The organism is Halorubrum sp. CSM-61 (assembly GCF_003781945.1).
Lineage (GTDB): Archaea > Halobacteriota > Halobacteria > Halobacteriales > Haloferacaceae > Halorubrum.
Genome location: NZ_RJJW01000001.1, coordinates 51,099 through 75,219 on the forward strand (window position 1 = coordinate 51,099; position 24,121 = coordinate 75,219).

The 24,121-nt window shown below is 60.7% G+C and carries 24 protein-coding genes; 14 read left to right on the forward strand and 10 right to left on the reverse strand.

What is annotated here, in order from left to right:
• Positions 1 to 97: 97 nt before the first annotated feature.
• Positions 98 to 352, reverse strand: coding sequence for a hypothetical protein (locus tag EDM04_RS00240; RefSeq protein ID WP_123619184.1), 255 nt, complete (start codon positions 350 to 352; stop codon positions 98 to 100).
• A gap of 923 nt (positions 353 to 1,275) precedes the next feature.
• Here EDM04_RS00240 and EDM04_RS00245 point away from each other — a divergent pair.
• Together EDM04_RS00245 and EDM04_RS00250 are read left to right on the forward strand one after the other, a co-directional pair.
• Entirely contained in the window at positions 1,276 to 2,535 is a 1,260-nt protein-coding gene (locus EDM04_RS00245; protein ID WP_123619185.1) for a Cdc6/Cdc18 family protein, read from the forward strand.
• A gap of 104 nt (positions 2,536 to 2,639) precedes the next feature.
• The gene (locus tag EDM04_RS00250; protein WP_123619186.1) at positions 2,640 to 3,329 is read left to right on the forward strand and encodes an N-acetyltransferase; all 690 of its coding nucleotides are present in this window, start codon (positions 2,640 to 2,642) and stop codon (positions 3,327 to 3,329) included.
• Here EDM04_RS00250 and EDM04_RS00255 read toward each other — a convergent pair whose 3' ends face one another.
• Positions 3,330 to 3,557: a hypothetical protein gene (locus EDM04_RS00255; RefSeq protein ID WP_123619187.1), complete on the reverse strand. Its 228-nt coding sequence runs from the start codon at positions 3,555 to 3,557 to the stop codon at positions 3,330 to 3,332.
• 321 nt (positions 3,558 to 3,878) lie between these two features.
• Between EDM04_RS00255 and EDM04_RS00260 the strand changes: the two genes are divergently transcribed.
• From EDM04_RS00260 to EDM04_RS00290, 7 genes are all read left to right on the forward strand, one after another.
• Positions 3,879 to 4,331 carry a hypothetical protein gene (locus EDM04_RS00260; RefSeq protein ID WP_123619188.1) on the forward strand — a complete coding sequence of 151 codons (453 nt, stop codon included), beginning with the start codon at positions 3,879 to 3,881 and terminating at the stop codon, positions 4,329 to 4,331.
• Positions 4,324 to 4,743, forward strand: a complete 420-nt coding sequence (locus EDM04_RS00265; protein WP_123619189.1) for a hypothetical protein — start codon at positions 4,324 to 4,326, stop codon at positions 4,741 to 4,743. The genes EDM04_RS00260 and EDM04_RS00265 overlap by 8 nt, the downstream gene beginning before the upstream one ends.
• On the forward strand, positions 4,730 to 4,987 hold the full coding sequence (locus EDM04_RS00270) for a hypothetical protein (RefSeq protein ID WP_123619190.1): 258 nt from the start codon (positions 4,730 to 4,732) through the stop codon (positions 4,985 to 4,987). The genes EDM04_RS00265 and EDM04_RS00270 overlap by 14 nt, the downstream gene beginning before the upstream one ends.
• Before the next feature lie 40 nt (positions 4,988 to 5,027).
• Entirely contained in the window at positions 5,028 to 5,252 is a 225-nt protein-coding gene (locus EDM04_RS00275) for a hypothetical protein (RefSeq protein WP_123619191.1), read from the forward strand.
• A 770-nt stretch (positions 5,253 to 6,022) separates the two neighbouring features.
• On the forward strand, positions 6,023 to 6,604 hold the full coding sequence (locus EDM04_RS00280) for a DUF5806 family protein (RefSeq protein WP_123619192.1): 582 nt from the start codon (positions 6,023 to 6,025) through the stop codon (positions 6,602 to 6,604).
• Positions 6,594 to 7,214 (forward strand): HNH endonuclease, encoded by a 621-nt coding sequence (locus tag EDM04_RS00285; protein ID WP_123619193.1) that lies wholly within the window; start codon positions 6,594 to 6,596, stop codon positions 7,212 to 7,214. The genes EDM04_RS00280 and EDM04_RS00285 overlap by 11 nt, the downstream gene beginning before the upstream one ends.
• Positions 7,215 to 7,513: 299 nt before the next feature.
• Positions 7,514 to 8,815, forward strand: a complete 1,302-nt coding sequence (locus tag EDM04_RS00290) for a site-specific recombinase (RefSeq protein ID WP_123619194.1) — start codon at positions 7,514 to 7,516, stop codon at positions 8,813 to 8,815.
• 492 nt (positions 8,816 to 9,307) lie between these two features.
• Here the strand turns inward: EDM04_RS00290 and EDM04_RS00300 are convergent, their stop codons facing one another.
• The 8 genes from EDM04_RS00300 to EDM04_RS00335 all read right to left on the reverse strand — a co-directional run bounded on the left by EDM04_RS00300 (position 9,308) and on the right by EDM04_RS00335 (position 13,935).
• The gene (locus EDM04_RS00300) at positions 9,308 to 10,453 is read right to left on the reverse strand and encodes an ISH3 family transposase (protein WP_123619196.1); all 1,146 of its coding nucleotides are present in this window, start codon (positions 10,451 to 10,453) and stop codon (positions 9,308 to 9,310) included.
• 25 nt (positions 10,454 to 10,478) lie between these two features.
• Entirely contained in the window at positions 10,479 to 10,805 is a 327-nt protein-coding gene (locus tag EDM04_RS00305; protein WP_123619197.1) for a hypothetical protein, read from the reverse strand.
• Positions 10,777 to 11,262 carry a hypothetical protein gene (locus EDM04_RS00310; RefSeq protein WP_123619198.1) on the reverse strand — a complete coding sequence of 162 codons (486 nt, stop codon included), beginning with the start codon at positions 11,260 to 11,262 and terminating at the stop codon, positions 10,777 to 10,779. Before EDM04_RS00310 ends, EDM04_RS00305 begins: the two co-directional genes overlap by 29 nt.
• Before the next feature lies 1 nt (position 11,263).
• Positions 11,264 to 11,785 carry a DUF4065 domain-containing protein gene (locus EDM04_RS00315; protein WP_123619199.1) on the reverse strand — a complete coding sequence of 174 codons (522 nt, stop codon included), beginning with the start codon at positions 11,783 to 11,785 and terminating at the stop codon, positions 11,264 to 11,266.
• A 106-nt stretch (positions 11,786 to 11,891) separates the two neighbouring features.
• Entirely contained in the window at positions 11,892 to 12,368 is a 477-nt protein-coding gene (locus EDM04_RS00320; protein ID WP_123619200.1) for a hypothetical protein, read from the reverse strand.
• On the reverse strand, positions 12,369 to 13,307 hold the full coding sequence (locus EDM04_RS00325) for a hypothetical protein (RefSeq protein ID WP_123619201.1): 939 nt from the start codon (positions 13,305 to 13,307) through the stop codon (positions 12,369 to 12,371).
• Positions 13,308 to 13,559 carry a hypothetical protein gene (locus EDM04_RS00330; RefSeq protein ID WP_123619202.1) on the reverse strand — a complete coding sequence of 84 codons (252 nt, stop codon included), beginning with the start codon at positions 13,557 to 13,559 and terminating at the stop codon, positions 13,308 to 13,310.
• A 127-nt stretch (positions 13,560 to 13,686) separates the two neighbouring features.
• Positions 13,687 to 13,935, reverse strand: a complete 249-nt coding sequence (locus tag EDM04_RS00335; protein ID WP_123619203.1) for a winged helix-turn-helix domain-containing protein — start codon at positions 13,933 to 13,935, stop codon at positions 13,687 to 13,689.
• 642 nt (positions 13,936 to 14,577) lie between these two features.
• Here EDM04_RS00335 and EDM04_RS00345 point away from each other — a divergent pair.
• The 5 genes from EDM04_RS00345 (at position 14,578) to EDM04_RS00365 (ending at position 24,116) form a co-directional block, all read left to right on the forward strand.
• On the forward strand, positions 14,578 to 17,178 hold the full coding sequence (locus tag EDM04_RS00345) for a PD-(D/E)XK nuclease family protein (protein ID WP_123619204.1): 2,601 nt from the start codon (positions 14,578 to 14,580) through the stop codon (positions 17,176 to 17,178).
• On the forward strand, positions 17,175 to 20,111 hold the full coding sequence (locus EDM04_RS00350; RefSeq protein WP_123619205.1) for an exodeoxyribonuclease V subunit beta: 2,937 nt from the start codon (positions 17,175 to 17,177) through the stop codon (positions 20,109 to 20,111). Before EDM04_RS00345 ends, EDM04_RS00350 begins: the two co-directional genes overlap by 4 nt.
• 188 nt (positions 20,112 to 20,299) lie before the next feature.
• A complete protein-coding gene (locus EDM04_RS00355; protein ID WP_123619206.1) occupies positions 20,300 to 20,542 on the forward strand; it encodes a hypothetical protein in 243 nt (80 codons plus the stop codon).
• Between the two features lie 1,467 nt (positions 20,543 to 22,009).
• A complete protein-coding gene (locus tag EDM04_RS00360; RefSeq protein WP_241154825.1) occupies positions 22,010 to 22,648 on the forward strand; it encodes a class II aldolase/adducin family protein in 639 nt (212 codons plus the stop codon).
• A 49-nt stretch (positions 22,649 to 22,697) separates the two neighbouring features.
• The gene (locus tag EDM04_RS00365) at positions 22,698 to 24,116 is read left to right on the forward strand and encodes a rhamnulokinase family protein (protein WP_241154826.1); all 1,419 of its coding nucleotides are present in this window, start codon (positions 22,698 to 22,700) and stop codon (positions 24,114 to 24,116) included.
• Positions 24,117 to 24,121: the final 5 nt, after the last annotated feature.

The following is a 24,121-nucleotide window of genomic DNA, read 5'->3' on the forward strand; positions in this document are numbered from 1 at the left end:
ATCCTACGTTGTAGTAATCTACAGGTTCTCGCCCTACCCAACACGCCGTTTACTACCGTCTACACTCGCAAGCATCAGCGTTGTTGACGAGTTAGTCTCAGAGCCGAAGGGATTCTGTTGACCGAAGAGCCTGTTTCGGAGGACAAGCGCCGGGAGCATACATCGACGGACAGAAAAGCGCCGCGACGCGCCGACTTTGCGCGAGCAGCTCGTCGACGGTCGTCTCCCGGCCCATCTCCCGCTCGGCGGCGGCGATCGATTTGAGCCGCTCTGCGACGCCGGGAAAATCGGAGCCGTCGCTTACCAGCTCCGAGAATCGCACGTCATCGAGTGTGTCACGAGGATTATTCATTGGTGTTGTTACGTCGTCTCGAATACCGGTAAAATATGGCAGTGACAACTCTCACGCGAGTAACCGAACTGGCCTTTCGTGTGACACGAATGTCCAAAGTATTTATCATATAGAACCAGAAAAGCTTCGATGCGGCAACACAGCGTTGTCGCTCTGCCGGCACAACCCCCTTTACTGCCCTCATCTCGTGAGCGGCGCCGATCTCGATGAGTTCGCCGACCTCGGAGCCTCGGCTGTCGTCGGTGAAGCAAGACCAGTGCGGCGGACGTCGACGACGAGAAAAGCGCCGTCGACGCGTCGGCAGAAGCTTTGGGGGGTTGTGCCGGGAGCGACCCGTGGGCCGCGTGTCGATGTAGCCGTGTCGGGTAGTTAACCCTCAGCCTGATCCACGCTGGAAGTGAAAGTGGACGGGTGGTCGTCCTGTTCGAGACCCCACCCACCCCTCGTTCCTACTGTAAGCCGGCCTCGGTGTAGGGGCGAGAAAGAATCCATGGAGACAGTTGCTGCGGTCGATTCCTGCGGGTAGCGTTCGCGGGACGGCCGTTCGCTGCCAAATCACTCGCCGAAAGCCGCCTCGGCTTACCACTACACAGAAAGTGCGGTACGGTAGCAAACGACACATATTGTAATAAACATTGCGGGAAGAGTCGCGGTTCGGGATCGAGGCGGGTCCACCGCGATCGAGATACAGTCGGAACGAGGGGTGGGTGGGGGACAACGACTCGCGCCGGTCCGGCCGAGATACACTCGGAGCGAGGGGGGTGCGAGACACCGACTACCGGCACGATACAGTAGGAACGACGGGGGTGTACCCACGTTCCAACTGTACTCGTGTCCGGGATACGCCTACTGACGATACCTATTTCGTTAGGATACAGTTGGAGCGGGGTAGATATATGTAGGTGGACTTGAAAGGCATGGCTATGCCAGACGACGATCGTCCCTTCGCGGACGACGATCGAGACACGTCCGGCGGTGGCGACCCGCTGTTCGCCGAGGCGGGCGTGTTTAATCAGACGGAGCTGATCCGTCGCCCCGAACTACTCGAAATCTCTACCGTGCCGGGTAGCGACCGGATCGCCGGCCGCACCGAGGAGATTCAGTACGTCGCCAGAAACATCGGCCCGCTGGTGACCAACTCGGAACCGACGTCCACGATGATCTACGGGAAGACCGGGACGGGGAAGTCCCTCGTGAGCAAACACACCTCCCAGCGCGTCGTTCGTGAGGCTGAATCGCGTGGCACGAACATTGAGATGGTGTACGTCGATTGCGCGCAACACAACACGGAAGCGCAGGTGACCTCGAAGATCGCCCGCGAGTTGAACGAGCTCGCCGGCGAACCCGAGTCGATCCCGGTCACCGGGCTCGGGCCGTCGCATTACTACTCGTACATCTGGTCGCTACTGGACGAGCACGCAGATGGCGGGATCGTCATCCTCGACGAGATAGATCAGCTCTCTGACGACGGTGTCAACAACCTCCTGACGCAGTTTTCCCGAGCTGCGGAAAGCGGGAAGACGGATACGTATATCGGAGTCATCGGCATCTCGAACAAAGTCGAGTGGGGTAAAAAACTCAACTCTCGTGTCCTCTCGTCTCACGGAAACGAGGAGCACGTCTTTCCGCCGTACGACGCTGACCAACTCCGGAACATCCTCTACGCCCGCGAGGACGCGTTTCACGACGGCGCGCTCGCCTCCGAGGTCATCCCCCGGACGGCAGCGCTTGCGGCTCGCGAACACGGCGACGCCCGCAAGGCCGTCCGAATCTTGAAGAACGCCGGGAAGATCGCCGAACGCGAGGGCGCCGAACAGGTGGGGGAACGCCACGTCAACGAAGCGCAGACGAAAGCCGAGGTCGATCGCCTGCGTGAGCTCCTCGCGACCGACACACCGCACGCCCGGTACGTGCTCTTAGCACTCGCCGAACTGACGCAAAACACCGACGAGACGAAGTTTCGCACCACGCGTATCTACGACGCTTACGGAGAGGTGTGTGATCAGGAGGGCGCCGATCATCTCAAGATCGACCGTGTTCGCGACCTCCTCCGTGAACACGCCTTCAACGACACTGTCGAATCCGCACTGAAAAGCGGCGGCCGGGCCGGCGGGACGTACAAACAGCACCGGCTCCTGAAAGATCCGGAGGTCGTCGAGGAGTCGGTCAAACGGGAGATGTAGTCTCTCGGAGTTGTCGCGACCGGGCTTTTTGACCGCTGACCGGACAGTACCGGGTATGCGAGCACAACCCCCTACTCCGACCAGCGTCGCGAGCGGTGAGGCCGATGGGCGTTGACCACCCGACAGGAGCGACCGAGTCGATCGCCGTCGACGACCCGACTCGCCACGTCACCGTTCGCGAGGCCGCCGGCGAGCGCGACGCGTTCTATCTCGCGCACGTCTGGTCGCGGTGGTTTGGCACCGAGTACGAACATGGCCACCGGTACTCCTCCGGGCGCCTGCCGTACGCGCTCTGTTCCGTCGCCGGCTGGGAAGTCGACGCCGAACCGGAGCATCTCCACGGGTACGGTGTGGTCGCCGAGCACGACCCGCCCGATCGCGATGGACGCGTGCATGTCGGCGGCGGCCTCGTGACGATCGACACGGCCGCGGAGACAATCGACAATCTCCCGGACGGCAGGTTCGACGCGGACGCGCTAGTGGGCGAGCGCAACGCGTGGCTCTGGTTCGGCATCGTCGACGCCGCGTGGCGCGGGCTCGGGCTCGGTCGCCGGTTGTTCGAGGACCGACTCCAGTGGGCTCGCGATCAGGGCGCCGACATGGCGTTCGCGTACGGGTGGGAACATGACGGTCGGACGAGCCGGCCGCTGTTCGAGGACTTCGGGTTCGTCCCCGTGGAGCGCTTCGAGCGCCTGTACGAGGACGAGCGCGACGTGTGCCCTGCGTGCGGGGCGCTGCCCTCGAACGACCGGACGTGTACGTGCGCCGGCGTCGTGTGGGCGCGAGACCTGTAGCTACGCGTCGTCCTCTTTGTCCCCGGGCAGCCAGTACACCTCGTTGCGCTCGATGACGCGCCCCTCCTCGACGAGCTGATCGAGCGCGTCACTCAGGCCGCTCGTGTCCATTTGCCGGTTCCCCAGATTGATGCCGATTGCCGACTTCGGCATCCCGTTGTGGTGTTCGAGCACCCCGATGATGATCTCCGTCAACGGCTTTTCTGACGCGGGCGTGTGATCGCTCATATCGGGTTGTTTGGCTGGAGCAAAGAAAAACAGGTGGGCGACAACCTCTCGGCACCGGTATGCTTTTACGTTACTATATTATAGTAACATGCGAGCGCAGCGGGGAGACTCGCGGCGCGCAGGTGACCACACATGGACGAACCTACCGACGGCGGCGCCGTGACCAGTATTGCGGAACAACGAACCGTGCCTGATCGCCGGACGACTGACTGCCCCAACTGCCGGGGGACTGTTCGCGAACCCCGATCGGGAGACGCGTGGCTCTGTGACGACTGCGCCCGGCGCTGGCAGGCGTCAGACCTGCCGGGGGTAGACGAGTAGATGCCGAACCAACTGACCCACACCGGCGACGGGCTCGCCCTCCAAGTGACCAAACCCGTCCGGAGCGCCGGGCTCGTCGAGGAGGACGCCGACGGCGACACGACCCACCGCGCGTCGGTCGTCGCGTACGGCTTCGACGACGCGATCCTCGTGCTCGACCGCGACACCGACCGCGTCCCGATGGCCGACCGCGCCGAGCTGGTCGCGCTCGCAGCGCGCGAGACGGAGTCGATCCACCGCGGGATCGACACCCGGATTCAGTACTCCGGGAACGGCTACCGCGTGCAGGTGCCGGCCACGGGGACGGGGCTACAGTCCGGCGACGGGCTCCCGTGTCACGCCGCGCCCGGCCTCCTGGTCATGGCGCCGCTCGACGCCGGCGTTGGAACGCGACACCTCCTAGAGGCGCGCCGGACGCAGGCGCTCGATACTGAGGCCAGTGCCGATGAGTGAGAACAACACTGTCCTCTCACTCGAAGCGCACGGCGACGTTGATAACGCGACCACTGACGACGAGCCACCGTTGATGAAATCGCCGGAAGTAACGCTCGCCCGGCCGTCCGAAGATGACCATGTTGCGATCGTTCGGACCAACGCGCCGGTGTCGTTCTTGGCGATTTACGACCACGATGACCGCAAGAGTTTCAGTAGCGATCTCCACCCCTTGACGACCGGCGACGAACTACGCGAGTTCTGGCTTGACGCTGATCGGCTCACCACGGCAACCCACCTCCACGTCAACACTGACGACGGACGCAAGATCCCGGCACCCGAGATACACGTCGAGTACCGTGGGTGGCGTGGCCGCGTCGTAAAGCTACTTCGCGACTGGAAACGACGACTCCTGCCAGATGCCGACGACTGAGTACGACGCGCTCCTCGACCTGCTTGCCGCGCACCCCGGCGCCGATCGCGACGAGCTTCGTGAGCTGGCCGACGCCGCCGATCGTCTCGACACCGACGCCGTCGACGACCTCCTCGACAACGCGCTCGCTCGCGAGGACGCGCTCGAAGCGAACGAACACTACTGGGTCATGCGGACGGGGCGGTTCGCCCCGTCCGAGTACGACCACTCGCTAACGGGCGAGTGGCGGGACGACAGCCTGTAGGGCGGGGAAGCGTTTTGAGTCCGGCTTCTGTGGGGCATGTATGGGAGTCATCGTCTACGAGACCCCTGACGGCACGAATCGCGTTTCAACCCCCCTCAAACACGACGACGACCGGTCGGCGTGGAAACTCGATGTTTCTGAGGGCGGCGTCTCCGACGTGAGTGAGAACGCCGAAGACCTCCTGATCCCCGACCACCGCGTGTACTCTGTCGAACTGACGGACGCGGACAAGCCGGACGTTCCGAGCGGTTCTGGTACCTTCTAAGAAGATTCTACGCGGTCGCTCTTCGTTTCTCAAACACCCGGCCCGACCGCACGGACCGCGACTGCCCACCATGTACGATCCCATCCGCACGAGCGCTGGCAACGGCGTCGTCGGAGTTGCACCGCGACGCTTTCTGCCGGGTAAGAGGGGCTCGCTGTAGATCGTGGATCGCCACTCGTGACAGCGTTCCGGGCGCGTCGCCGGCGCCGTCGACGGCGAGTTTTCCCTCGACGTTGTTCCGGTCGCCTCGGTCGCGCGTCACTGACGGTCGCGGTACCAAGCCGCGGCGTCTCGTCGCGACGACGGGATTTCGAGACTACTGAGCGATTCGTCTTCGGTACTCCCCCGCGGCCGACGTGACCGCCGAGCGCACCGGACTGCTGGCTGATTGTGGGTCGTGTTGGTCGTGCTGGCCTACTACGGGCGCGTTTATCCAGAGGCCATCTACGTAGGTAAAAGGGATCAGTGACAACTCTACGGCGCTCTCGATCGGCACCCACCCCTTCACTTTCACTCCGGTTAACCGGGGGTTAAGGGGCGCCGGGGCGTCGGTGTAACTAAGGCGGGAAGTCGGCCACGAGAGCAGGATACTGGTCTCAGAATGGCCGCGGGCGCAGGAACGCCCCCGACCTGCCGCGCAAACGGCATGTGTACGAATTACCCCTCCGGTAAAGACAGTTCGGGTCGCCACCGCAGCGGTGGGTCCCGGAAGGCACAGTTCACGATCAGCGACGCCTCGGCCCGCAGTGCCGCGCTCGCAGGTGGTTCCGATGAGTGACGCCGAGCGCAGCGGCGGCGACGCGGACGGCGTCGACGACCAGCTCCCCAACCTCGACGAGCCGGGAAAGTACGAGCGATTCACCCGCATCGACAACGTCGAGTACGACGTTGCCAACGAGTTCCTTCGCGAGCACACGACGATCACGGCTCGCGAGTGGGCGATCGCGTGTCTCTGCCGCGACTTCGAGACCGAGACGGGCGTCCGGATGACGTTCATCGGCGAGAACCTTCCCGAATTGGTCCCGTTCATGACGGACACCTACTCGCCGCAGGCCGTGAATCAGGCGCGGTACTCGTACGACGAGAAAGCGCAGACGGCCGCCAATACGTTCTTCTACGCCGTCCTTTCGGGGCGGTATTCGATCGAGGAGATTGAAGCAATGGTCGAGGAAGCACGTGAGACGGCGGAGACACTGATTGAAGTCGAGACGGGCAACGCTCCGGAGGACAACCCGGAGGCCGACGACGCGGTCGCTGACGCTATGGCGAGCGTGTGGGAAGCGAGTCGCGCGCTCACCGAAGAGTTTGACGAGCCGACCGAACCCGAGGACGGAGGCGACCGTGCGGACTGATCGCGACGTGCGGAACGGGATCGCGTGGGGCTCGCCGTTCGACAATACCTGCGGCGAGTGCGCCCACGAGTGGCGTTCGCGTGGCGAGCCGGCGGCCTGCCCCGAGTGCGGCTCCTCGATGGACGCCGGCGAGTCGATCGACCTCTTCGCCGGCCTGCGGGACGTGACCGACGACGACCCGATCGCCGGCCTTCGTCGGGAACTGGAGCGCCGACAAGCCGATCCGAGCGCGAAAGGTCTCCCCGAGTTTACCGAGCGCGTCGCCCCGTGGGATCGCGATCTGCCGGCCGGTCGCTCGTACCGGGGCGGCGGTCACACGGGCGAGACGCGGTTGTGGAAGCGGCGACGCGAGCAGGCCCTCGAACGCGATAATCACCGCTGTCAGGTCTGTAGCATCCGGAACGCGCACCACGTAGAGTTCACCGGACAATCGCTGGAAGTCCACCATATCATCCCGAGAGACCGGTTCTCCAACCCCGACGACCGTCACGCGCTCTCGAACCTGATCACGGTTTGCTTCCAGTGTCACGCCGACGTGGAGGGGCTGTCTCGTGAGGAGCTTCGCGAGGTCGCCGAGCGAGAGGCGTGGCTCAAACCCTCGCGAGCCTAAGCGAGAGCGCCTGTATTCTATATTAGCGACATACGGTTTATGAGATTCTTGACCGGAGGTACGAACCGCCAGAACACCGAAATCGGGATTTCTGACGAAACAGTCCCGCAAATAGTCCCGAATACGTTACACCGTCTTACCTGAGTAAGACAGAGTAAGTTCTTAGTGACCCCCACCCGTGGCCTCAAACGAGGCAGATCCAGAACTATGGCCGACGCTTCCCCACACAGTCGCTCCAGCCGGAACGCCGCGTTCGCGGCGGTGTTCCGACGGCACAACCCCCACCCCTCGGAGGCTCAATGACGGGTCGCCGCTCCGTCGAGACGCCGATCGACGACACATTCACGAAGTACCTCACGGACAAGGGGAAGGGCGACGCCGGCGAGCAAGGCGCGTACCGAACTGACGCCGATCGCGAGCTGCATCGATTCCGTCGCTGGTGTCTCGGCAACACGTCCGACCCGGCGAACGCCTCTCCCCCGGAGTCATGGTCGGGCGTCGTCGACGGCGACACCGTCCGGTTCGTGGATCTTGATACGACGGTGTTCTCGGACTACGCGCGGTACCTCTCGACTGCCGGATACGCCGCTGGGACCGTGCTCACCTACTACGCCCACGTCGCGTCGTGGTGCGGGTGGGCGCACGCGCAGGGGTACATTCCGCGGCACTACGCTCGCGAGTCGGACGCCGAAGACCCGCTTCCCGAGAACGACGGCCGCCGACCGGGCGACCAGCAGGCGTGGGAACCGATCCACCGCGACCTGATCACGCAGTTTGTCGACCGCCGCGTCTCCGAGGCGTTCGACGCGCTCGGCGCGATCGAGGTCTCCCACGCCGACCGGGGCGACCCGGAGAGCGAGACGTGGCAGGCCAAACAGAAAGCGCGGTTCGAGGCCTACCAGCGGTGTCGCGAACAGGCGCTCGTGTACGTCGTTGCGTATACGGGCCTGCGCGGGTCGGAGTTCCTCTCGGCGCCGAAGGAGGACCGCGAGGGCCGCAACGGGATCCGATGGCGTGACGTGTCGTTCGCGGACAGCAGCGTGACGGTGTTCCGGAAGAGTCGCGAGTGGAAGGAGGCGTCACTCCCCGAGCCCGTCATCGGCCCGTTGAAGCGGTACGCCGAGGTGCTGGACGTACCGGAGTCGTGGCCGGTGTTCACGACGCTGCACCGTCCGTCGCTCGCGTCGCACGTCACCGGGGGGTTGGGTGACGCCGGCCTCGACGACGACGCGATCGAGCGCATCCGGGGTGGGGCGCCCGACCTGATCGTCGCCGCCGAGCACGACCTCGACGCGCCGAAGCCGCTCACCACTGATGGCGCCCGGTCCATCATGGAACGACTCTGGAACCATGACACGCTCGTCGACCGTCGCGACGAGCTGGACCTCTCACTCGACGGCGACTATCTCGAACTGCACGGCGGGCGTCGAGGCGTCGGGGAGGTGCTCGTTCGGCAGTTCGGCTACGCCGCAGCGGCGCGGTATCTCGACAACAGCGAGGAACAGGTGCGAGAGGCCTACCAGCATATCGAGGCCGCGGAACGCGCCGACATGGCGACCGAGGCGTTCTCCCAGACGGACAACCGGGTGAACGAGAAATGACCAATACAGTCCTCGATTCTGCGGGAGGGAGCGGGGTATTCAACACTACCGGCGACAATCCTCAGATGAATACTGAATGAGACGGAACGCTGTTCTCTCCGTAATCTGGTGCGCCATCCTCCTCGGCGGGCTCGTTGCTGGGGCGGCCCCTGTTTCTGGAGCTACCCAGCAGCCGACTTCGACGACAGCTCAAGCCGACCAGTGTGCCCCGGCGTACGACCGACTCAACGGCCGAACCGATCGTGACGGGCCGACTGTATCGATCGCCGCGACCGCGCCTTCCCCCGGTGTCGTCTCGTTAGAATACTCAGTCGATCACATCGACAGCTGCGTAATCTCGTCTGATGGCGATGAATCAGATGGAACTGGTCATGGAGCGTCTTCGAAGCGCTGGTGAGTGTGATCTTCAGGATGGACCGTCGCTGTCGGCGGCGCACTGCCGCCGACGCGACAGTGTCGCCACTCACGACCGCTATCTAAATCGGTGGACAGCTACCGGAAGAACCGGTTGTCGAGTGGCTGGTTCGCTGGAATGGACCTACGTACACCAAGCGCTGTCCAAGCGGCCCGCAGCACCATCTCACAGAACTCCGTGAACGACCACTGCCAGAGGCGGCGCCCCCCGTGGCGGGGCGCCGCCACGTACTTCCAGTGAAGATACCGCCAGCTGTTCTGGAGCAGCAGGCTCACCACAAACATCACCAGCCGTAGCCCAGCGTCCTGAGAACTGGTGAATGCGAGGCTCTGCTTGGCTAATCGGTAGCTCGACTCGATGCCGAAGCGCTTGCTGTAGTGTTCTCGGGCATCCCGTGGGGTGTCGATAAACGGCGCGTCAGCGGCGTAGCCGTGACGCGCCACCCCGTGTTCGTCGTATCGTCCCTGTTGGTAGACGCAGTCGATGAACACAGGGAACGTTACCTTGCCGGCGAGATCGTGTTCGATCTCGCGGCTCCAGCCGCTACTGAGTTCGTCTTGGATCGTTTCACCCCACTTGACGATCGGCATCACGTAGGCGTAGTTGTGCGTGGACAACAGCCCAAGACAGGTGCTGTTGTAGAATCCGCGATCGAGATAGACGGCCTTGACGCCGAGGTCAAGGCCGTCGAGGAGCTCGAGAAACTCACCAAGGACGTCGCTGGTGGTGTCGCCAGCGACAAGCTGGCGCACCGCCAGCGTGTACCGCTTGTTGCGTACCCGCGCGTACAGCGTCGCGTACGCGTGAAACGTCGTCGTTCCCCGTTTCGCCTGTGAGGAGTACAGCGCTTCCGTTTCGTCTTCATCGCCGTAGTAGGGGTCGAGGTGGAGGTCTGCACAGACCTCCACCGGTCGATCTGGAAGCGTCTCAAGCGTATCTCGTTGAAGTAGCGTGTCGCCAACCGCCTCAACGGAGTCAAGTTCGAACTGCTCGGTGAGATGTCCTCGGACGGTGTTGGCGTGTGGCGAGTCCTCGGTCGTTTCGCAGACGTGATTGATCGAGGTCCCGCCGGCGCTGGCGCCGGCGAGGACCTCGTACAACGTCTCTGTCGTGACCTTGACGTTCTCGTCGAGATCTATCGCAAGCTCTTCGTTGAGGCTGTTGACGACAAAATTAAGGAGGTGCTCTTCTTCTATCTCGCTGTCTGCTTCGGTAGCTTCCACACCCTTCCCAAGCAGACACTTTCACTCAAACCCGATGTGATCGACTGAAGTTACCATTCTTGGCAAGATGCCTCTCGACTGCCGGGTGAAGCTCATCAATGTAGTCGAAGTGCCATTGCTTGATACGGTCGTTGTCGCGGAAATCATTCCCAACTCTAAAATCCGGTAGAGTCGGTTCGATATAATACTCGACACCGTACTCGTCCTTCAAATTCTGGAGTCTGGCGGGAACAGCCTTCGTCGCGTGAGCGACCATTTTGCCTGAAACCAGAAGAGAGTCAAATGATTCAGCAGAGGTATCAAGGACCTCGTTGTCGCTGTAGTTATTGTACCGAACTGTCGCTTCTAACATGATTCTTAACTGTACTTATCACATTCTCCTTGCTACATAATTGTTTCCCTGTTTTACATGGTAATGAAATAAGTTCAACAGAGTTGCCAATCCCCATGAGACCAATCGATAGGTTAGATACCTCTTCAACAAGGTCTGAATCGATATCCTCCTCCCATACAGCTAAGAACGAATGATCGACAAAGTCCGTATTGCGGCTTGCTTGTTCGATTCCACGAACTATCTTCCCCGACTTTAGCTCAATGGCCATCGTTGAATCCCCGTTGATTGCAAGGATATCGATCGGATAACAGAAGATTCTCCCTTCAGTTACGTATTCAATATCCTGCTGATCAAGAAAATGAGTGAGAATTCCGAGTTGATACTTTTCAGGTACGTAGTAGGAATGAGACTCCTCCAGTTGTTCCGCCCAGAGTGATTCGTATTCGTTTTGTGATTTGAAGGAACTCGTACCCATACTATTGGCTCGTTGCTACGCTGCTATCTAATCCCAATTCAGTTAGGATTTCGGATTCAGCCGCAAATTCGGGATAAGTCCGGTAGACGTACTGCAGCAACTCACGCAGCGGCTGTTCGTTATACGTCTCTACGAGGTCCCGGAGTTCGTCATCGTATTCCGGCTCAAGCTGGTTCGACAGTTGAGCAGCGATCTTCTCACCCTTCGATGTGATCTGAAACGTCTTCTGACCGAGTTCGGAGTCTGCCATTGAAATTTCCGGCTCGTCCATGGGGTATGACGTGATCGCACCCATACTTAGGAGAAACTCGAGCTCGGTGTAGACGTTCTTAGAGAAGGGACCCATCTTATATGGAGCAAAGTTGAACGCGATGTCTTCTTCGTACTCTTGGAAAAATTCGGTCTCCTGTTCAATGAGGAATAGCAGCTTCTGTACCTTTGTGACTCCGTGAATCTCCCTCGCATGGTGAAATAGCAGAAACACCACGTCGGTGCGACGGTCGATCTCGTCAATTGGGGGCATAAATTTGGCTAGCTCGATGTTTCATTTGGTCCCGTATTAACGTTAGTAGTAGAGCAAAAGAGATTGTGTAGTCCCTCCGCTTGACTATAATTGGCGGATAAATACGCTACTCAGTATGATCTGAGACACAGTATTTCAGAATTATGTCTGTTAGATATAGTGAGATAAAACCAACTGAGACGAAGAAGAGTATCTCTGGAAGCACCCAATCCTTAGAAAAGCGCTCAAGCAGAAAGTACATGCTTACAGCCAGTAATACAACCCAAGGCAGAAACAATAGTATTGAGGCTCCTCTTTGAGTAATTTGCAAGCTGTTATCTAATTGATCATCACGGGGATCATCCCATTCGTCCGATACTTCCTCTCCCGTTCCTTCAGTACCACTATCTTTGTTAGACGCCAGAGAGCGGAGATGGTTAAACAACGCAGCACTAATTATTGATGCAGCAAGTGTAAGCCAAAAAAACAAATTCAATCCGTCACCTGATGCAATGAGGAGAAAAACATAGTTGACACCGGGGAGAAACGCAGCAATCTCAATATCCTCATTAAGTGTCTGGACCGCATCGCCTAGTAACGACATCTACAGGGTCTTATGCCAAACGCGTAGGAGGGACTGTCCATTTTCGTATTCCATCTTGATTTTTGCATTATGGTACTCGTTGATATACTCCTTCACATCGTGTACAGTCCTCCGCGCTCGATCTCCTTTTCCACGAATATCGATATATTCCAATGGAGCCAGATATTCATCAATATTAAGCGACTTACCCAGCATCTGGTCGTATATCTCTTTGTACGATGTCCCTGCTTCAACAAATACGACAAACGGTTTATTACAGACAAGTTCCTCAAAAGCATCCGCATATTCCGCATCCGACCAACCGTTGAGTTCAACTTGATTATGGTAGAGCTGCTGGAACAGACGATTGGTGTCAAAATATCCAGATGAACATAGACTTGCGATATTATACGCCTCTGGCCGTGAATGACCACGTTTCTCGTGGGCTTTCGCTGTCTGGCGCTTCCGTTTTCTTACTTCCCACTGTTCCATTGGGTTATTATCCTCCGCGACACGCAAGGCCATTCCCTGAATAAGTGGTTGACGAAACCGAGGCGGAATTTTTCCTTTATAAAAGCCAACAATTTTATTAACGCGTTCTTTACCAGATTTTCCCTTTACAGCCTCAGCAATGCCAGATACGGGAGATAGTGCGAATCCATTTGCCTCCTCCAGAAAATCATTCATCTTGTCATTCATTGCTACCCGTCTTTCGTAATCGATCTTCGCAGGGTCAACGACCAGACGAACTGTCCCATCTATTTTCCGGATTTCGGCCTCAGCGTCGCCTTCTACAGGACCCACATAAGGAGACTCATACGCTTCATCGTCAATAAGTTCCTCTAACGATCCACAGCGAGAAACTGGGCTCGATTTGCTACGATCAAGGCTCGGAATTTTGTCTCTTACACCCTTGACCGAATCGTCTATTAATCTTAAGAAGGGATCGTCATCATCCATTTATTTTCGGGGATCATCCCAACTTGAAGAATCAGTAAGATAGTTCACAATGTCAGAGATATCGTCGCGAATTGGTTCGACAGAACCGTGTGCGAGATAGCCAACATCATCAGCTTTGATCTTCTCACCAGAGGGAGAGGTCGCGATTTCTCCGGTCTCAATGTCGACAATGTAGCCGTTTTCTATTTCTTTTCCCAGCATTGGAAGAAACTCTTCCAAGCGATCGGGATCAATTGCGAATTCAGTGGACATTGGTGATTACCCCCATCCGAGTTTCCGGTTACACGTCATGATACGTCATACTGTTATAAACATGTTGTTGTATACAACAATCTTGTGAGATTTGTACCTACTGAAGCCTGTACTAGCGGTCAGGGCGTTACAATTCCTCGGCATTAATCTCACCTGCGAGGTACTCCCGACCTCGATCAGTAATCTCGTAATAGCCGCGTTTTGGTCTTTCTACAAGCCCATAATCTGTGAGTTCAGATAATCGTCGGCTTACATGGGTACGAGATTTGTCGATATTTTCGGCGATCACTGCCGGCGTGAAGCGAAATCCGCTTTCGAGAACTTCAAGGATGCGGTCGTCAGTTGGCATTTGCATCCAATCCGCCGGCTTTCGCATGGCCAACGTTCCTCAGAACAGCCGCATAGTCGTGTTGATACGATACTCTCCGGCCACTTATAAGTAGCATGAATGTAACTGATTAGTAGAAAATTTTAATACCCCCGAACCCACACCTGCCAGTCACGGACCCACTCGACCGTCGTCGACGACGCGCCGTGCCTGAAAAGGACGCGGGCCGCGTTGCTGGAACAGCCGGCCCGTATAGGGTTCCGTGCCCAAACACGAAATCCGTGCATATCGATTCATCACGAGAACCTGAAAATCCCTCCGAGAGGCGGCATCGACGCTGACTGACGACTACCCGGCAGCGCTCGCGACGCTGATCCGCGCCGATCGAGCGATCCACGACGTGGCGCAGACGACTCCGCGAGTTCCGCGGCGAGGTCGATCGCTACCCCGACGGCCGATGATCGACGCGACTGCCACCCCGTCCCGAACCACAGAAACCCGCACACGTCGTCGAGAGCGCGACCGACACCGCGCAACGACCCACCGACGACGACTGAGCGATCTACGTTCACATATTCCTGACAGTCACTATCTCGTACCCGAAGTCGAGGGGGTTGCCGAGAGAGATCGACGGCTGAGTGATCGGGAAACTCACCCAACGCTAAAGGTCCCGCCCGCTCCCCGTCTGGTGTGTCACTTCGAACCGCCCGATCGCTCGACGAGGTGTACGAGGCCGTCGAGTCGTACGACCTCGTCGTCACCGACGACGGGCCGCTGTCGCTGGCGTTGGACAACCGGATTCGCAGACCGCGGCTCGGTCGGCTCGCGGCGACCCCGCGAAGCCACGCGAGCGGCGAGTTGGTGCCGGAGAACGGCCGAGAGCTCTTCGTCCAGTTCCTCGAGGAGACTGAGTTGCCCTGGAAGTCGGCGGCCCGCGCGCTCGAACTGTGTACCGCGTGCTGGTCGGAGACGGGCGATCTCGAGCGGATTCTCGCGTATCCCGAGTTCGACACGGAGGCGATCCGCGAGGCGGTCGCGTTCCTCTCCGAGACCGAGAGCAGCTACGCCGCGGTCGAGGCCTCGTCGCTCCCCGACCACCTCGACGTGGCCGTCGTCGACGAGGGGCAGCTCAACGCCCTCGACCGGAGCTACCTCCCCGACGAGTACGACGCGGTGTCGTCGCTCGTCGACGAGGGGGAGGGGGAACCGCTCCCCACGCTCCACGTCTACCCGTCCGCGACGGCGATCGTCGACGCGGTCTTGGAGGCCATCGACGCGGAGAACGCCGCGGACGTCGGGGTCGTCGTCCCGACGGGGAGCCGGTACGCGTCGCTGATCGAGGCCGGGCTCGCGGCGCGGGGAATTCCGAAGCGGAGCGGAACGGAGTTCGCCGACGACCCGGCCGTCCGCGCGTTCTGCCGGCTCGTCGAGTCGGCGTTCGCCGGAACCGCTCAGCGGGTCGAAGAGCTCCGACCCGCGCTGTCGGCGGTCGGCGTTCACCCGCCGCGCTCGGTCGACGAACGACGGGTCGACGCGGTCTCCGGTGAGGACCTCGGAGGGTACGACGAGTTCCGTCGAGCGGTCGCGGAGGGCACGTTCCGCGACGCGCTCCGGGCGTTCGAGTCGGTGAGCGGGTCGTCCCCGACGGGGATGCGCGATCAGCTCGCGACGCTCGGCCTCCTCGACGACCCCCTCACGGAAGCCCGGTTCGCGGACGTCCGCTACTACCTGGAGGCGTTCGACGTTCCCGGGACCGGGGACGGCGCCGGAGACGGGGTCCTCCTCACCGGAGCGACGGAGACGGCGTACGTCGATCGACCGGTCGTGTTCTACCTCGGCGTCGGTCCGGACTGGGCGCGGTCGCCGCCAGCGTACCCCTGGATCGATTCGGCGGAGTTCCTCCGGCGGGACGTCCGCCGGTTCGAGCGGTTGCTCGGCAACGGCCGACAGCGGTACGTTCTCGTACAGGAGACGCGCGCCGGGGAGGACGTGCAGCCCTGCGTCTATCTGCGCCGGCTGCTCGACCGGGAGTTCGACTCGTTCACCGACCTCGACCACGTTCGCCACCGCGGCGAACCGGGAACCGAGCCCGACCGCCCCTTCACCGGACCGACCTCGGCGATCGCCGACGCCGAAACGGTCGAGACCGTGAGTCAGTCGCACCTCAACGCGCTGGCCAACTCTCCCCGAGACGCGTACTTCGATCGGCTCGTGGAGACGCCCGCCTCGCTGCCCATGGAACGCGGGCGGGTGCTGCACGAGGCGGCCGAGATCCACGTCGCGGACCCGACCGTGATCCCGGAGCGTCGCGAGGCGGTGCTCGACGCGATGTGCGAGCTCCTCGACCCGTATCTCGACGGGGCCCGACGCCCGGTTCAGCGGACGGAACTCGACGTCGGATTGGACGCGGTCGTCGAGACGCTCGATCGAGACCCGCCCGAAGAGGCCGCATACGAGACCTACGACGTCCGCGAGCGGGAGAACGAACTCGCGGAGGCGCTTGGCGTGGAGGCGAACTCGCCGCTCGCGGAGCGCTGGTTCGAGTCGCCCGCGGTCGGGGTGCACGGGTACGTCGACCTGCTCGCCGGTCCGACCGCGGTCGTCGACTACAAGACCGGCGCGGCGAAGGACGCCGGGGACCACCTCGCGGCCGCGTCCGTCGACCCGGTCGCCGACCGGCCCGATTTCCAGGCGCTGGTGTACCTCGCGAAACACCGCGAGGAACGTCCCGGAGAACGCCTCTCCATCCGGTTCGTCTACCTGCTGGACGACGATCACGTCGCCGCAGCGATCGCCGGCGACCCCCCGGTCCCCGAGGAGCGCGTCACGACGATCACCTACGTGCCCGCCTCGTTCGGCGAGTTCGTCGCCGGGCGCGAGGCGTTCGAGTCGGTGACGGACTACGCCGACTCCAACCCCCGGGTGAAGGCGCTCTCGAAGCTCGGATACGACGCGTACCGTCGGTTCTTCGAGGCGCACGAGCTGCCTCGCGAGGGCGTCGATCCGGAGCGCAGAGAGCGGGTGACCCGCGAGTTCGTCGCGTACGCCCAGGAGCGCGTCGGGGAGTACGCCTACGTCGAGGAGGGCTGTACGTCGGTGATCGACGACCTCGCGGACGCGCCCGAGGGGTACGTCCTCCGGAGCGACCTCGACGCGGTCGAGGCGTTCGTCGAGGACCGGATCGCCGAGTTGAACGCGTACCGGACGAGCAGGTTCCCCGTGGCGTTCCGTAACGACGGCCCGACGTGGGACCGCGTCGACCACCGCGACCTCATTCTCACGGACCGATGACCGACCTCACACCCAATCCGGCGCAGCGGCGGCTGATCGAGAACACCGAGGGCACCTACGTCGTGGACGCCGGCGCGGGGACGGGGAAGACCTTCGCGATCACCCGGCGGTACGCGCGGATCCTCGAAGCCGACGACGTGACGCCGGAGGACGTGCTCCTCGTCACGTTCACCCGGAACGCGGCGGGCGAGATGGTCGACCGGATCGCCCGGCAGTCCCCGTACGATCCGGCCCGACTACAGGACGCTCCGATCGACACGTTCCACGGGTACTGCTTCCGGTTGCTCAAACGATACGGGCACGACGCGCCGACCCACCTCGGCATCGACGAACGCGTTCCCGCGTCCCTGGAGCTCGTCGAGGACGAGGTCCGCGAGGCGGATCTGTTCCGGACGTTCATCGGGCAGTTCGCGGACCGACACCCCGAACACGAGGAGCGGTTCGCGGCGATGCGAAACCCCGGCGCGTTGCGGTCCCTCATCGCCGAGCTCGCGGCCAAGGGCGTCATTCCCGCGGCCGACGGGTGGTACCGCGGCGGCGACGAGCCGTTGAGCGGCGACCGCGAGGCGTTCTTCGAGGCGTTCGACGAGGCGAACGAGCCGAACGAGGGCGCGAACGGTCCGACCCAGTCCGACGCGCGAGCGGGGGTGAGCGACTGGGACGCAGTCGGATACGAACCCGACGCCCCGACGTCCGACGAGCTCGTCGGCTATCCCGCGATCGAGCGCGGTCCCGTCGAACGGGCGTTCGACGAGCCACGGGAGGAGCTCTTCGAGTTCGTCCGCGACGTGTATCACGAGTACCTCCGGTTCGCGCTGCGGCGGAACTACCTCACGCAGGGGCTGATGCTCGCGCTCGCGTTCGTCACGCTCTGTGACGACGCCGGCGTTCGCGAGGCGGTGCGCCACGACTACGTGATGGTCGACGAGTTCCAGGACACGAACGAGCTCCAGTTCAAGCTCACGCTGCTGCTCGCGGGAACGGATAACATCGCGGTCGTCGGCGACTGGAAGCAGAGCATCTACGGGTTCCAGTACACCAGCGTCGACAACATCCTCGAGTTCGACGAGCGGATCGCCGCCTACCGGGACGCGCTGAACCGAGACGCGGCTCGCGTCCCGTACTCCGTCGACGAGGTCGAGTCGATCACGCTCGCGACGAACTACCGCTCGACCGAGTCCCTCTTGGAGTTCGCCCCACAGACGCTGACGACGCCGGCGACGGGGAGCGAGCGCGTCGACCTCGACCGCGACGTCGAGCCGTTGGAGACGGCGCTCCGCGTCGACAACTCGCGGATCGAGGCGTTCACGCCGGCGGGGGAATCCGACGAAGAAGCCGCGGAAGGGGACGCCGACGAACTCGATCTGGTCTTAGATCGGCTCCAACACGTCGTCGGGAACCCGTCGTACGCCGTCGAACGGGACGCGGAACCGGCACCGACTCCGGAGCTGTCGGCCGAAGAGCGAACCGCGGCCGAGCGCGAGCGGCTGGCTCCCCCGGAGTACGGCGATATCGCCGTGTTCACCCGGACGCGGTCGTTCGCGCGGGACCTCATCGAGCGGGCCGCGGAGCGCGGCGTCCCGCTCGCGTACGAGGGCGGGATCGAGCTGTTCGACACCGACCAGGCGAAGCTCCTGCTCGCGTGGCTCCGGATCGCGGAGTCGGACGCCAGACGCGGGTGGGCCGTCGTTCTGGAGGAGGCCGGCTACGCGCTTCCGGACGCGAAGGCGGTCCTCGACGACGAGCGGGAGACGCCGGCGGAGATGCTCCGGTTCCGCGATCGGCTCCGGAACGCGGAGACCGTCGGGTCGTTCGCGCGGGTCGCGCTCGACCGCTACGGGTACGCGGGCCCGTTCGCCGACGCGCTCGTCGCGGAGCTCTCCGCCGCCCACGACGACTCGCTCGCGACGCGGTCCGACGCGATCGCGACGATCGAGTCGCACCTCGAGGCGGGGACGACCGTCGACGTGGACACGAACCCCGGCGGCGACTCGGCGACCCTACAGACGATCCACGGGGCGAAGGGGCTGGAGTACCCGATCGTCCTCCTCGCGAACGTCAACTACCGGGCGTTCCCCTCGTTCGGGCGACCCGGGTCGGGGCCGATACGGTTCGACGAGACGATCGGGCTCCGCCAGCGCCGCGTCTGCGCCGAACCCGGAGGCCGGCCCTACGTCCGCCCGAACTGGCGGTACGACCTGCTCACCGGCGTCCTACCGAGCGACTACGACGAGGAGCGTCGACTCCTCTACGTGGCCGTCACCCGGGCGAAGCGACACCTCCTCTTCACGGCCGGGCGCTCGCCCAGTCCGTTCTTCACGGAGCTGTTCGACGAGCCGACCGCCGTCGAGCCGGCCGTCAGGTCTACCGAGGAGCCCGCCGACGAGGACGAGCGCCTGACTCTCCGCGTGCCCGCGTCGAGATCGCCGCGGCGGATCGGCGTCCACGATCTCATGGACGACTCGGTCTACGACGAGGCCGAGGGGGGACGGGGCCCGGCGTTCGGGACCCGCGTCCACGACTTCGCGGAGGCGTACGTCGACGGCGAGGCCGTGACGCCGTCGAACGAGGACGAGCGGAACGTCCGCGACCTTCTCGACTCGCTTCCGGGCGAGCTCCGCGCGGAAGTCGACGCGTTCCTACCGATGGATCTCGGGGACGACGCACCCGTCACGATCGCCGGCGTCGTCGACCTCCTCGCCGTCACGGACGAGGCCGTCCGGATCGTCGACTACAAGACCGATCTCGGCCGGCACGCCGAGGGCGAATACCGGAAACAGCTGAGCGTCTACGCACGGGTCGTCGGCGACGTCTACCCGGACAGGGAGGTCACGACGAGCGTGTTCTACACGGCCGACGACGACCTCGTGGAGTTGGCACCGATCTCGATGGCGGAGGTCGGGGGGCTCGTTCGCGAGCGGCTTCGAGAGTGAGTGGTCGTTTGGGATCTTCGTACTCGAACTTCTCACTAGACAGGACGGCAAATACCGATTCTGGACGGCGTAGTGCCTCCGAAATATGGCATTCTCTCCGAAATCGGGGGCGACGTACAGACGCGAACCGCACTGAGAGCCCCGATCAGTCACACGCGCCCCGTCGTGTTCGAGGGGATCGGCGTCGTGTGACTCACCTCGCCACGGTCCCTCGACGCGGTTTACCCTTCGGCCTGCTGGCTTTCTTGGTACACCTGCCGCCGGAGAGGCTCTGTGAGCACTTCCTGCACTTCGTCGTCGTCCATGAACTCGACGCACAGCTCTCGGTTCTGGTCCATTCGATCTTCTACGCCAACGATGACGACCGTCGTGAGATCAACCCTCTCAGTAAATCGGGGCTCAAAGAGCCAGTCCGAACCCACAGAGAGTGATCTGTCTTGAGTGGCACTACAACCCCACTAGTGTTAACTAACAACATACCATTCTCTGGGGAACACACCTCCAGACGGAACGAACAACCTGTCTCTCAGGCGTAGTTTCGATCACCGCAACGGCGACACCGGTCGGATCGAGTTAGATTGTTGGAGCAAGAAGAAACGCAAGTCGTCGATGAAGCTCGATATCCAACTCTATCCAAATATATCAAAATTATATACATTTATGAATATTGGAGTGTCTGGTGCCGATAGCTATCGAACTACCGCACCTCGGTGGATACAGCAGACCGATCTGGAGCCGAAAGACCGTGCCAACCCGAATCACGCCACGGCCGATGAAACTGTGATTCGGCTACATTCTGATCGATCTTGGCTGTCGCCGCTGTGGGTTCAAAAATACAACTTTGGCCCTTATTCATCTGGATCTGGTTAGAAAATATCGCCATCTTTCGCTGTTTCTTTCAGAGATGCGCCAGAAACAGTAGGTCGACGATGTCGATGATCTCGTCGACAGAGCCACGTGATTCAAGCTGGCTTCCCAGTGTCACGAGATCCGATCTTAACCGTCACACATCCGAATCGAAACAGGATCGAAAACATAAGTAGTACTATAAAATGATAGAAAGGCCAGTTTGAATAAGTGATTAGCCATATCGACCCGAGACCCGTCGAAAATTAGTACGAGCGTTCGCCTTCACACGGAATCAGCTTATTTGACCACTACTGGATAGACAGACTAAGTCTGAAAGAAGAACTATAAGAGCTGGGTGGTGTGCTTTACAAAAGTATTGTTGTAATTGTATTCGAGATCATGGACAGATTGCGATCGACCCGGTTTCGTTCTGTCACCCTATTCAACTGTAGGATGGAACAGCAGCAGTTCCTATTGTTTTCCATAGAAAAACAGTGTATTGGCACTTTTGGCAATTACGTTGGCAAGTACGATATTACCCACAACGTCTGGCCATTTCCTTCATTTACTATGGTCCACTGGTATCTCACGTCTCTACTGTAGTGATGCTGCTATCGAGATCACTCCGATTTGTTTCATAGTAGAGAACGATTATGACCCATAGTAGTTAATTCAGCTCTCAATTTCGCGTATGAATTACTATCATTTATTTAGACTATGTTCTGACCCATCGCAATTCGATTGTTTTCTTTAGAAGAACACCAGTTCCGAAATCCCTCCTCACGGTTACTATTTGAATATAAATGTATGTTATCTGATTAGTGCCGGTGATTTAATGATAGACCAAAATTGTGCTAGAACTAGATCCAGTACTCACCAAACAAAACCCGTGGATCCGAATCTTGCTGTTGAGTGACTATCTCTGATTCAGCCATCAGAACGCAAGGCAATCAGCGAGATTCGACAGGCGCGACAGGATAACTTGCAAGATAACCCACGACCGCGAGACCACAGATCAGAGCATACAACCCGACATGACTTCACAAAATATGCCCCATTACGACACGCGTAGCGCTATCTGCCAGTACGGACGGAGCCTGCTGGAAGATGACTTAACGACCGGGACGGGAGGAAATATTAGCGCTCGTCTCACCGATGACCGAATCGCGATTAGTCCGTCCGGAGTTCCGTATTCGGAGATCGAGCCGTCAGATGTGATCGTCGTCAAAACTGACGGCACCGTGATCGAAGGAGCCGTGGAGCCGTCTTCGGAACTCCCGATGCACCTCTCCGTCTACAATCAACGACCAGACGTGGGTGGCGTCGTTCATACTCACTCTCCGTACGCGACGACGTTCGCTTCGCTCGGAGAAGAAATTCCAGCCTCCCACTACCTTCTCGCTTTCGCGGGCTCGAAGGTTCCCGTTGCCGAGTACGAAACACATGCGACGCAGGAGCTGGGTGATGCTGCAGTAGACGCCCTCAGTGAATCGTTCAATGCGACTCTCCTCCGGAACCACGGCGTTCTGACGGCTGACGGATCTCTTGATGAAGCGTACACGGTTGCATTGATGGTCGAGTACTGTGCTCGGATTCACCATCAGGCCCGTGCCATAGGCGAACCGGAAATCCTTCCCGACGAAGAGGTGGACAAAATCAAAACGAAACTCGAGAGCTATGGAGAGTAACGATAGCATGAACCACCTTGCTATCGATCTCGGCGCTAGTGGCGGGACAGTGAGCCTCGGAACGATAACGCCTTCAACGTTCGAGTTTCAAGAGGTCCACCGGTTCAACAACCGGCCAGTCGAGCAGGATGATCGATACGTCTGGGACGTTGATGCCCTCATCGATGGGATCGTCTCCGGAATTGAAGCTGCTACCGAGTTCGAATCGGAGATCGACACGGTCGGTATCGACACGTGGGGGCTTGATTTTGGACTCCTGGCTGACGGTGAGATGCTTCGAGATCCGATCTCGTATCGAGACCCCAAAGTAACGGAAACGCGTGAGTTACTGTTCGAACAGGTCGACCGAAAGCGGATATTCGAAGCGACTGGCATCTCCAATTGGGATACCCCGAATACGCTCTGGCAGTTCCATACACTTGCGCACAACGAACCGGAGTTGCTCGGCGAAGCGGACCGGTTACTCATGATGCCCCAGTTGCTGGCGACTCTCCTCGGTGGAAAGGCAACTGGGGAATCGACCGTCGCTTCCACCACCCAGATGGTTGACCCGGCCGATCGGGAATGGGCGACTGACCTGCTCGAGGAGCTGTCGTTGCCGACCGATATCCTCCCGGATCTCGAGGAACCCGGACAACGACTCGGTCCGCTCGACGCCACTGAGATCGATGGGCTCTCTTCCACACCCGAGCTCATCATGCCCGCCAGCCACGACACCGCATCCGCCGTCGCCGGACTCCCGCTCTCGGAGGACGCCGCCTTCCTGAGTACCGGCTCGTGGTTTATAATCGGCTGTGAGCAACCCGAGCCCATTCGGACCGATGGGGCGTTTAATTCGTCCGTCTCGAACGAGCTCGGGGCCGATGGGACGATTCGACTACTCAAGAACATCAACGGGTTCTTCTTGCTCGAGGAGTGCCGGGAGGCGTGGGCGGAGACGGACGTCTCAGCTGATTACGACGATCTCCTGTCCGCCGCCCGCGAAGCCCCCGCTCGATCGTCGCTCGTCGATCCCGACGCCGACGAATTCGGTATCGACGGGCAGATGCCGGAACAAATCCGCGCGTACTGTCGGAAAACGTCTCAGCCGATTCCGGATGGTCCCGGAGAAATCGTCCGCTGTATTCTCGAGAGTCTCGCAACCAAGGCCGCGTATGCACTCGATGAGCTGGAGGCTGTAGCTGACGGGGACTTTTCTTGTATCCACTTGGGAGGCGGCGGCGTGCGAAACGAGTTATTCTGCGAGCTGCTCGCGGATTCGACGGGCCTGCCGGTTATCGCCGGCCCAGTCGAGGCGACGGCGGTCGGAAATCTCCTCACGCAGGCCGTCGCAGTTGGAACTCTAGCAGATATCGAATCGGGGCGGAATCTGGTAGAAACGGAGTTCGGAGTGGTAACGTATGAACCCACCACGACAGACGGATGGGAACAAACGAAGCGCCGACTAGCCGAACTCACGGCCTCCTAGGTACA

Excerpts from the sequence above, each read along its gene's own strand:
- EDM04_RS00310 (WP_123619198.1), bottom strand. The coding sequence starts at position 11,262 with ATGGGTACGAGTTCCTTCAAATCACAAAACGAATACGAATCACTCTGG.
- EDM04_RS00335 (WP_123619203.1), bottom strand. The coding sequence starts at position 13,935 with ATGCGAAAGCCGGCGGATTGGATGCAAATGCCAACTGACGACCGCATC.
- EDM04_RS00320 (WP_123619200.1), bottom strand. The coding sequence starts at position 12,368 with ATGTCGTTACTAGGCGATGCGGTCCAGACACTTAATGAGGATATTGAG.
- EDM04_RS00250 (WP_123619186.1), top strand. The coding sequence starts at position 2,640 with ATGGGCGTTGACCACCCGACAGGAGCGACCGAGTCGATCGCCGTCGAC.
- EDM04_RS00315 (WP_123619199.1), bottom strand. The coding sequence starts at position 11,785 with ATGCCCCCAATTGACGAGATCGACCGTCGCACCGACGTGGTGTTTCTG.
- EDM04_RS00270 (WP_123619190.1), top strand. The coding sequence starts at position 4,730 with ATGCCGACGACTGAGTACGACGCGCTCCTCGACCTGCTTGCCGCGCAC.
- EDM04_RS00360 (WP_241154825.1), top strand. The coding sequence starts at position 22,010 with ATGCCCCATTACGACACGCGTAGCGCTATCTGCCAGTACGGACGGAGC.
- EDM04_RS00330 (WP_123619202.1), bottom strand. The coding sequence starts at position 13,559 with ATGTCCACTGAATTCGCAATTGATCCCGATCGCTTGGAAGAGTTTCTT.
- EDM04_RS00265 (WP_123619189.1), top strand. The coding sequence starts at position 4,324 with ATGAGTGAGAACAACACTGTCCTCTCACTCGAAGCGCACGGCGACGTT.
- EDM04_RS00280 (WP_123619192.1), top strand. The coding sequence starts at position 6,023 with ATGAGTGACGCCGAGCGCAGCGGCGGCGACGCGGACGGCGTCGACGAC.
- EDM04_RS00290 (WP_123619194.1), top strand. The coding sequence starts at position 7,514 with ATGACGGGTCGCCGCTCCGTCGAGACGCCGATCGACGACACATTCACG.
- EDM04_RS00245 (WP_123619185.1), top strand. The coding sequence starts at position 1,276 with ATGCCAGACGACGATCGTCCCTTCGCGGACGACGATCGAGACACGTCC.
- EDM04_RS00255 (WP_123619187.1), bottom strand. The coding sequence starts at position 3,557 with ATGAGCGATCACACGCCCGCGTCAGAAAAGCCGTTGACGGAGATCATC.
- EDM04_RS00260 (WP_123619188.1), top strand. The coding sequence starts at position 3,879 with ATGCCGAACCAACTGACCCACACCGGCGACGGGCTCGCCCTCCAAGTG.
- EDM04_RS00240 (WP_123619184.1), bottom strand. The coding sequence starts at position 352 with ATGAATAATCCTCGTGACACACTCGATGACGTGCGATTCTCGGAGCTG.
- EDM04_RS00305 (WP_123619197.1), bottom strand. The coding sequence starts at position 10,805 with ATGTTAGAAGCGACAGTTCGGTACAATAACTACAGCGACAACGAGGTC.
- EDM04_RS00350 (WP_123619205.1), top strand. The coding sequence starts at position 17,175 with ATGACCGACCTCACACCCAATCCGGCGCAGCGGCGGCTGATCGAGAAC.
- EDM04_RS00325 (WP_123619201.1), bottom strand. The coding sequence starts at position 13,307 with ATGGATGATGACGATCCCTTCTTAAGATTAATAGACGATTCGGTCAAG.
- EDM04_RS00275 (WP_123619191.1), top strand. The coding sequence starts at position 5,028 with ATGGGAGTCATCGTCTACGAGACCCCTGACGGCACGAATCGCGTTTCA.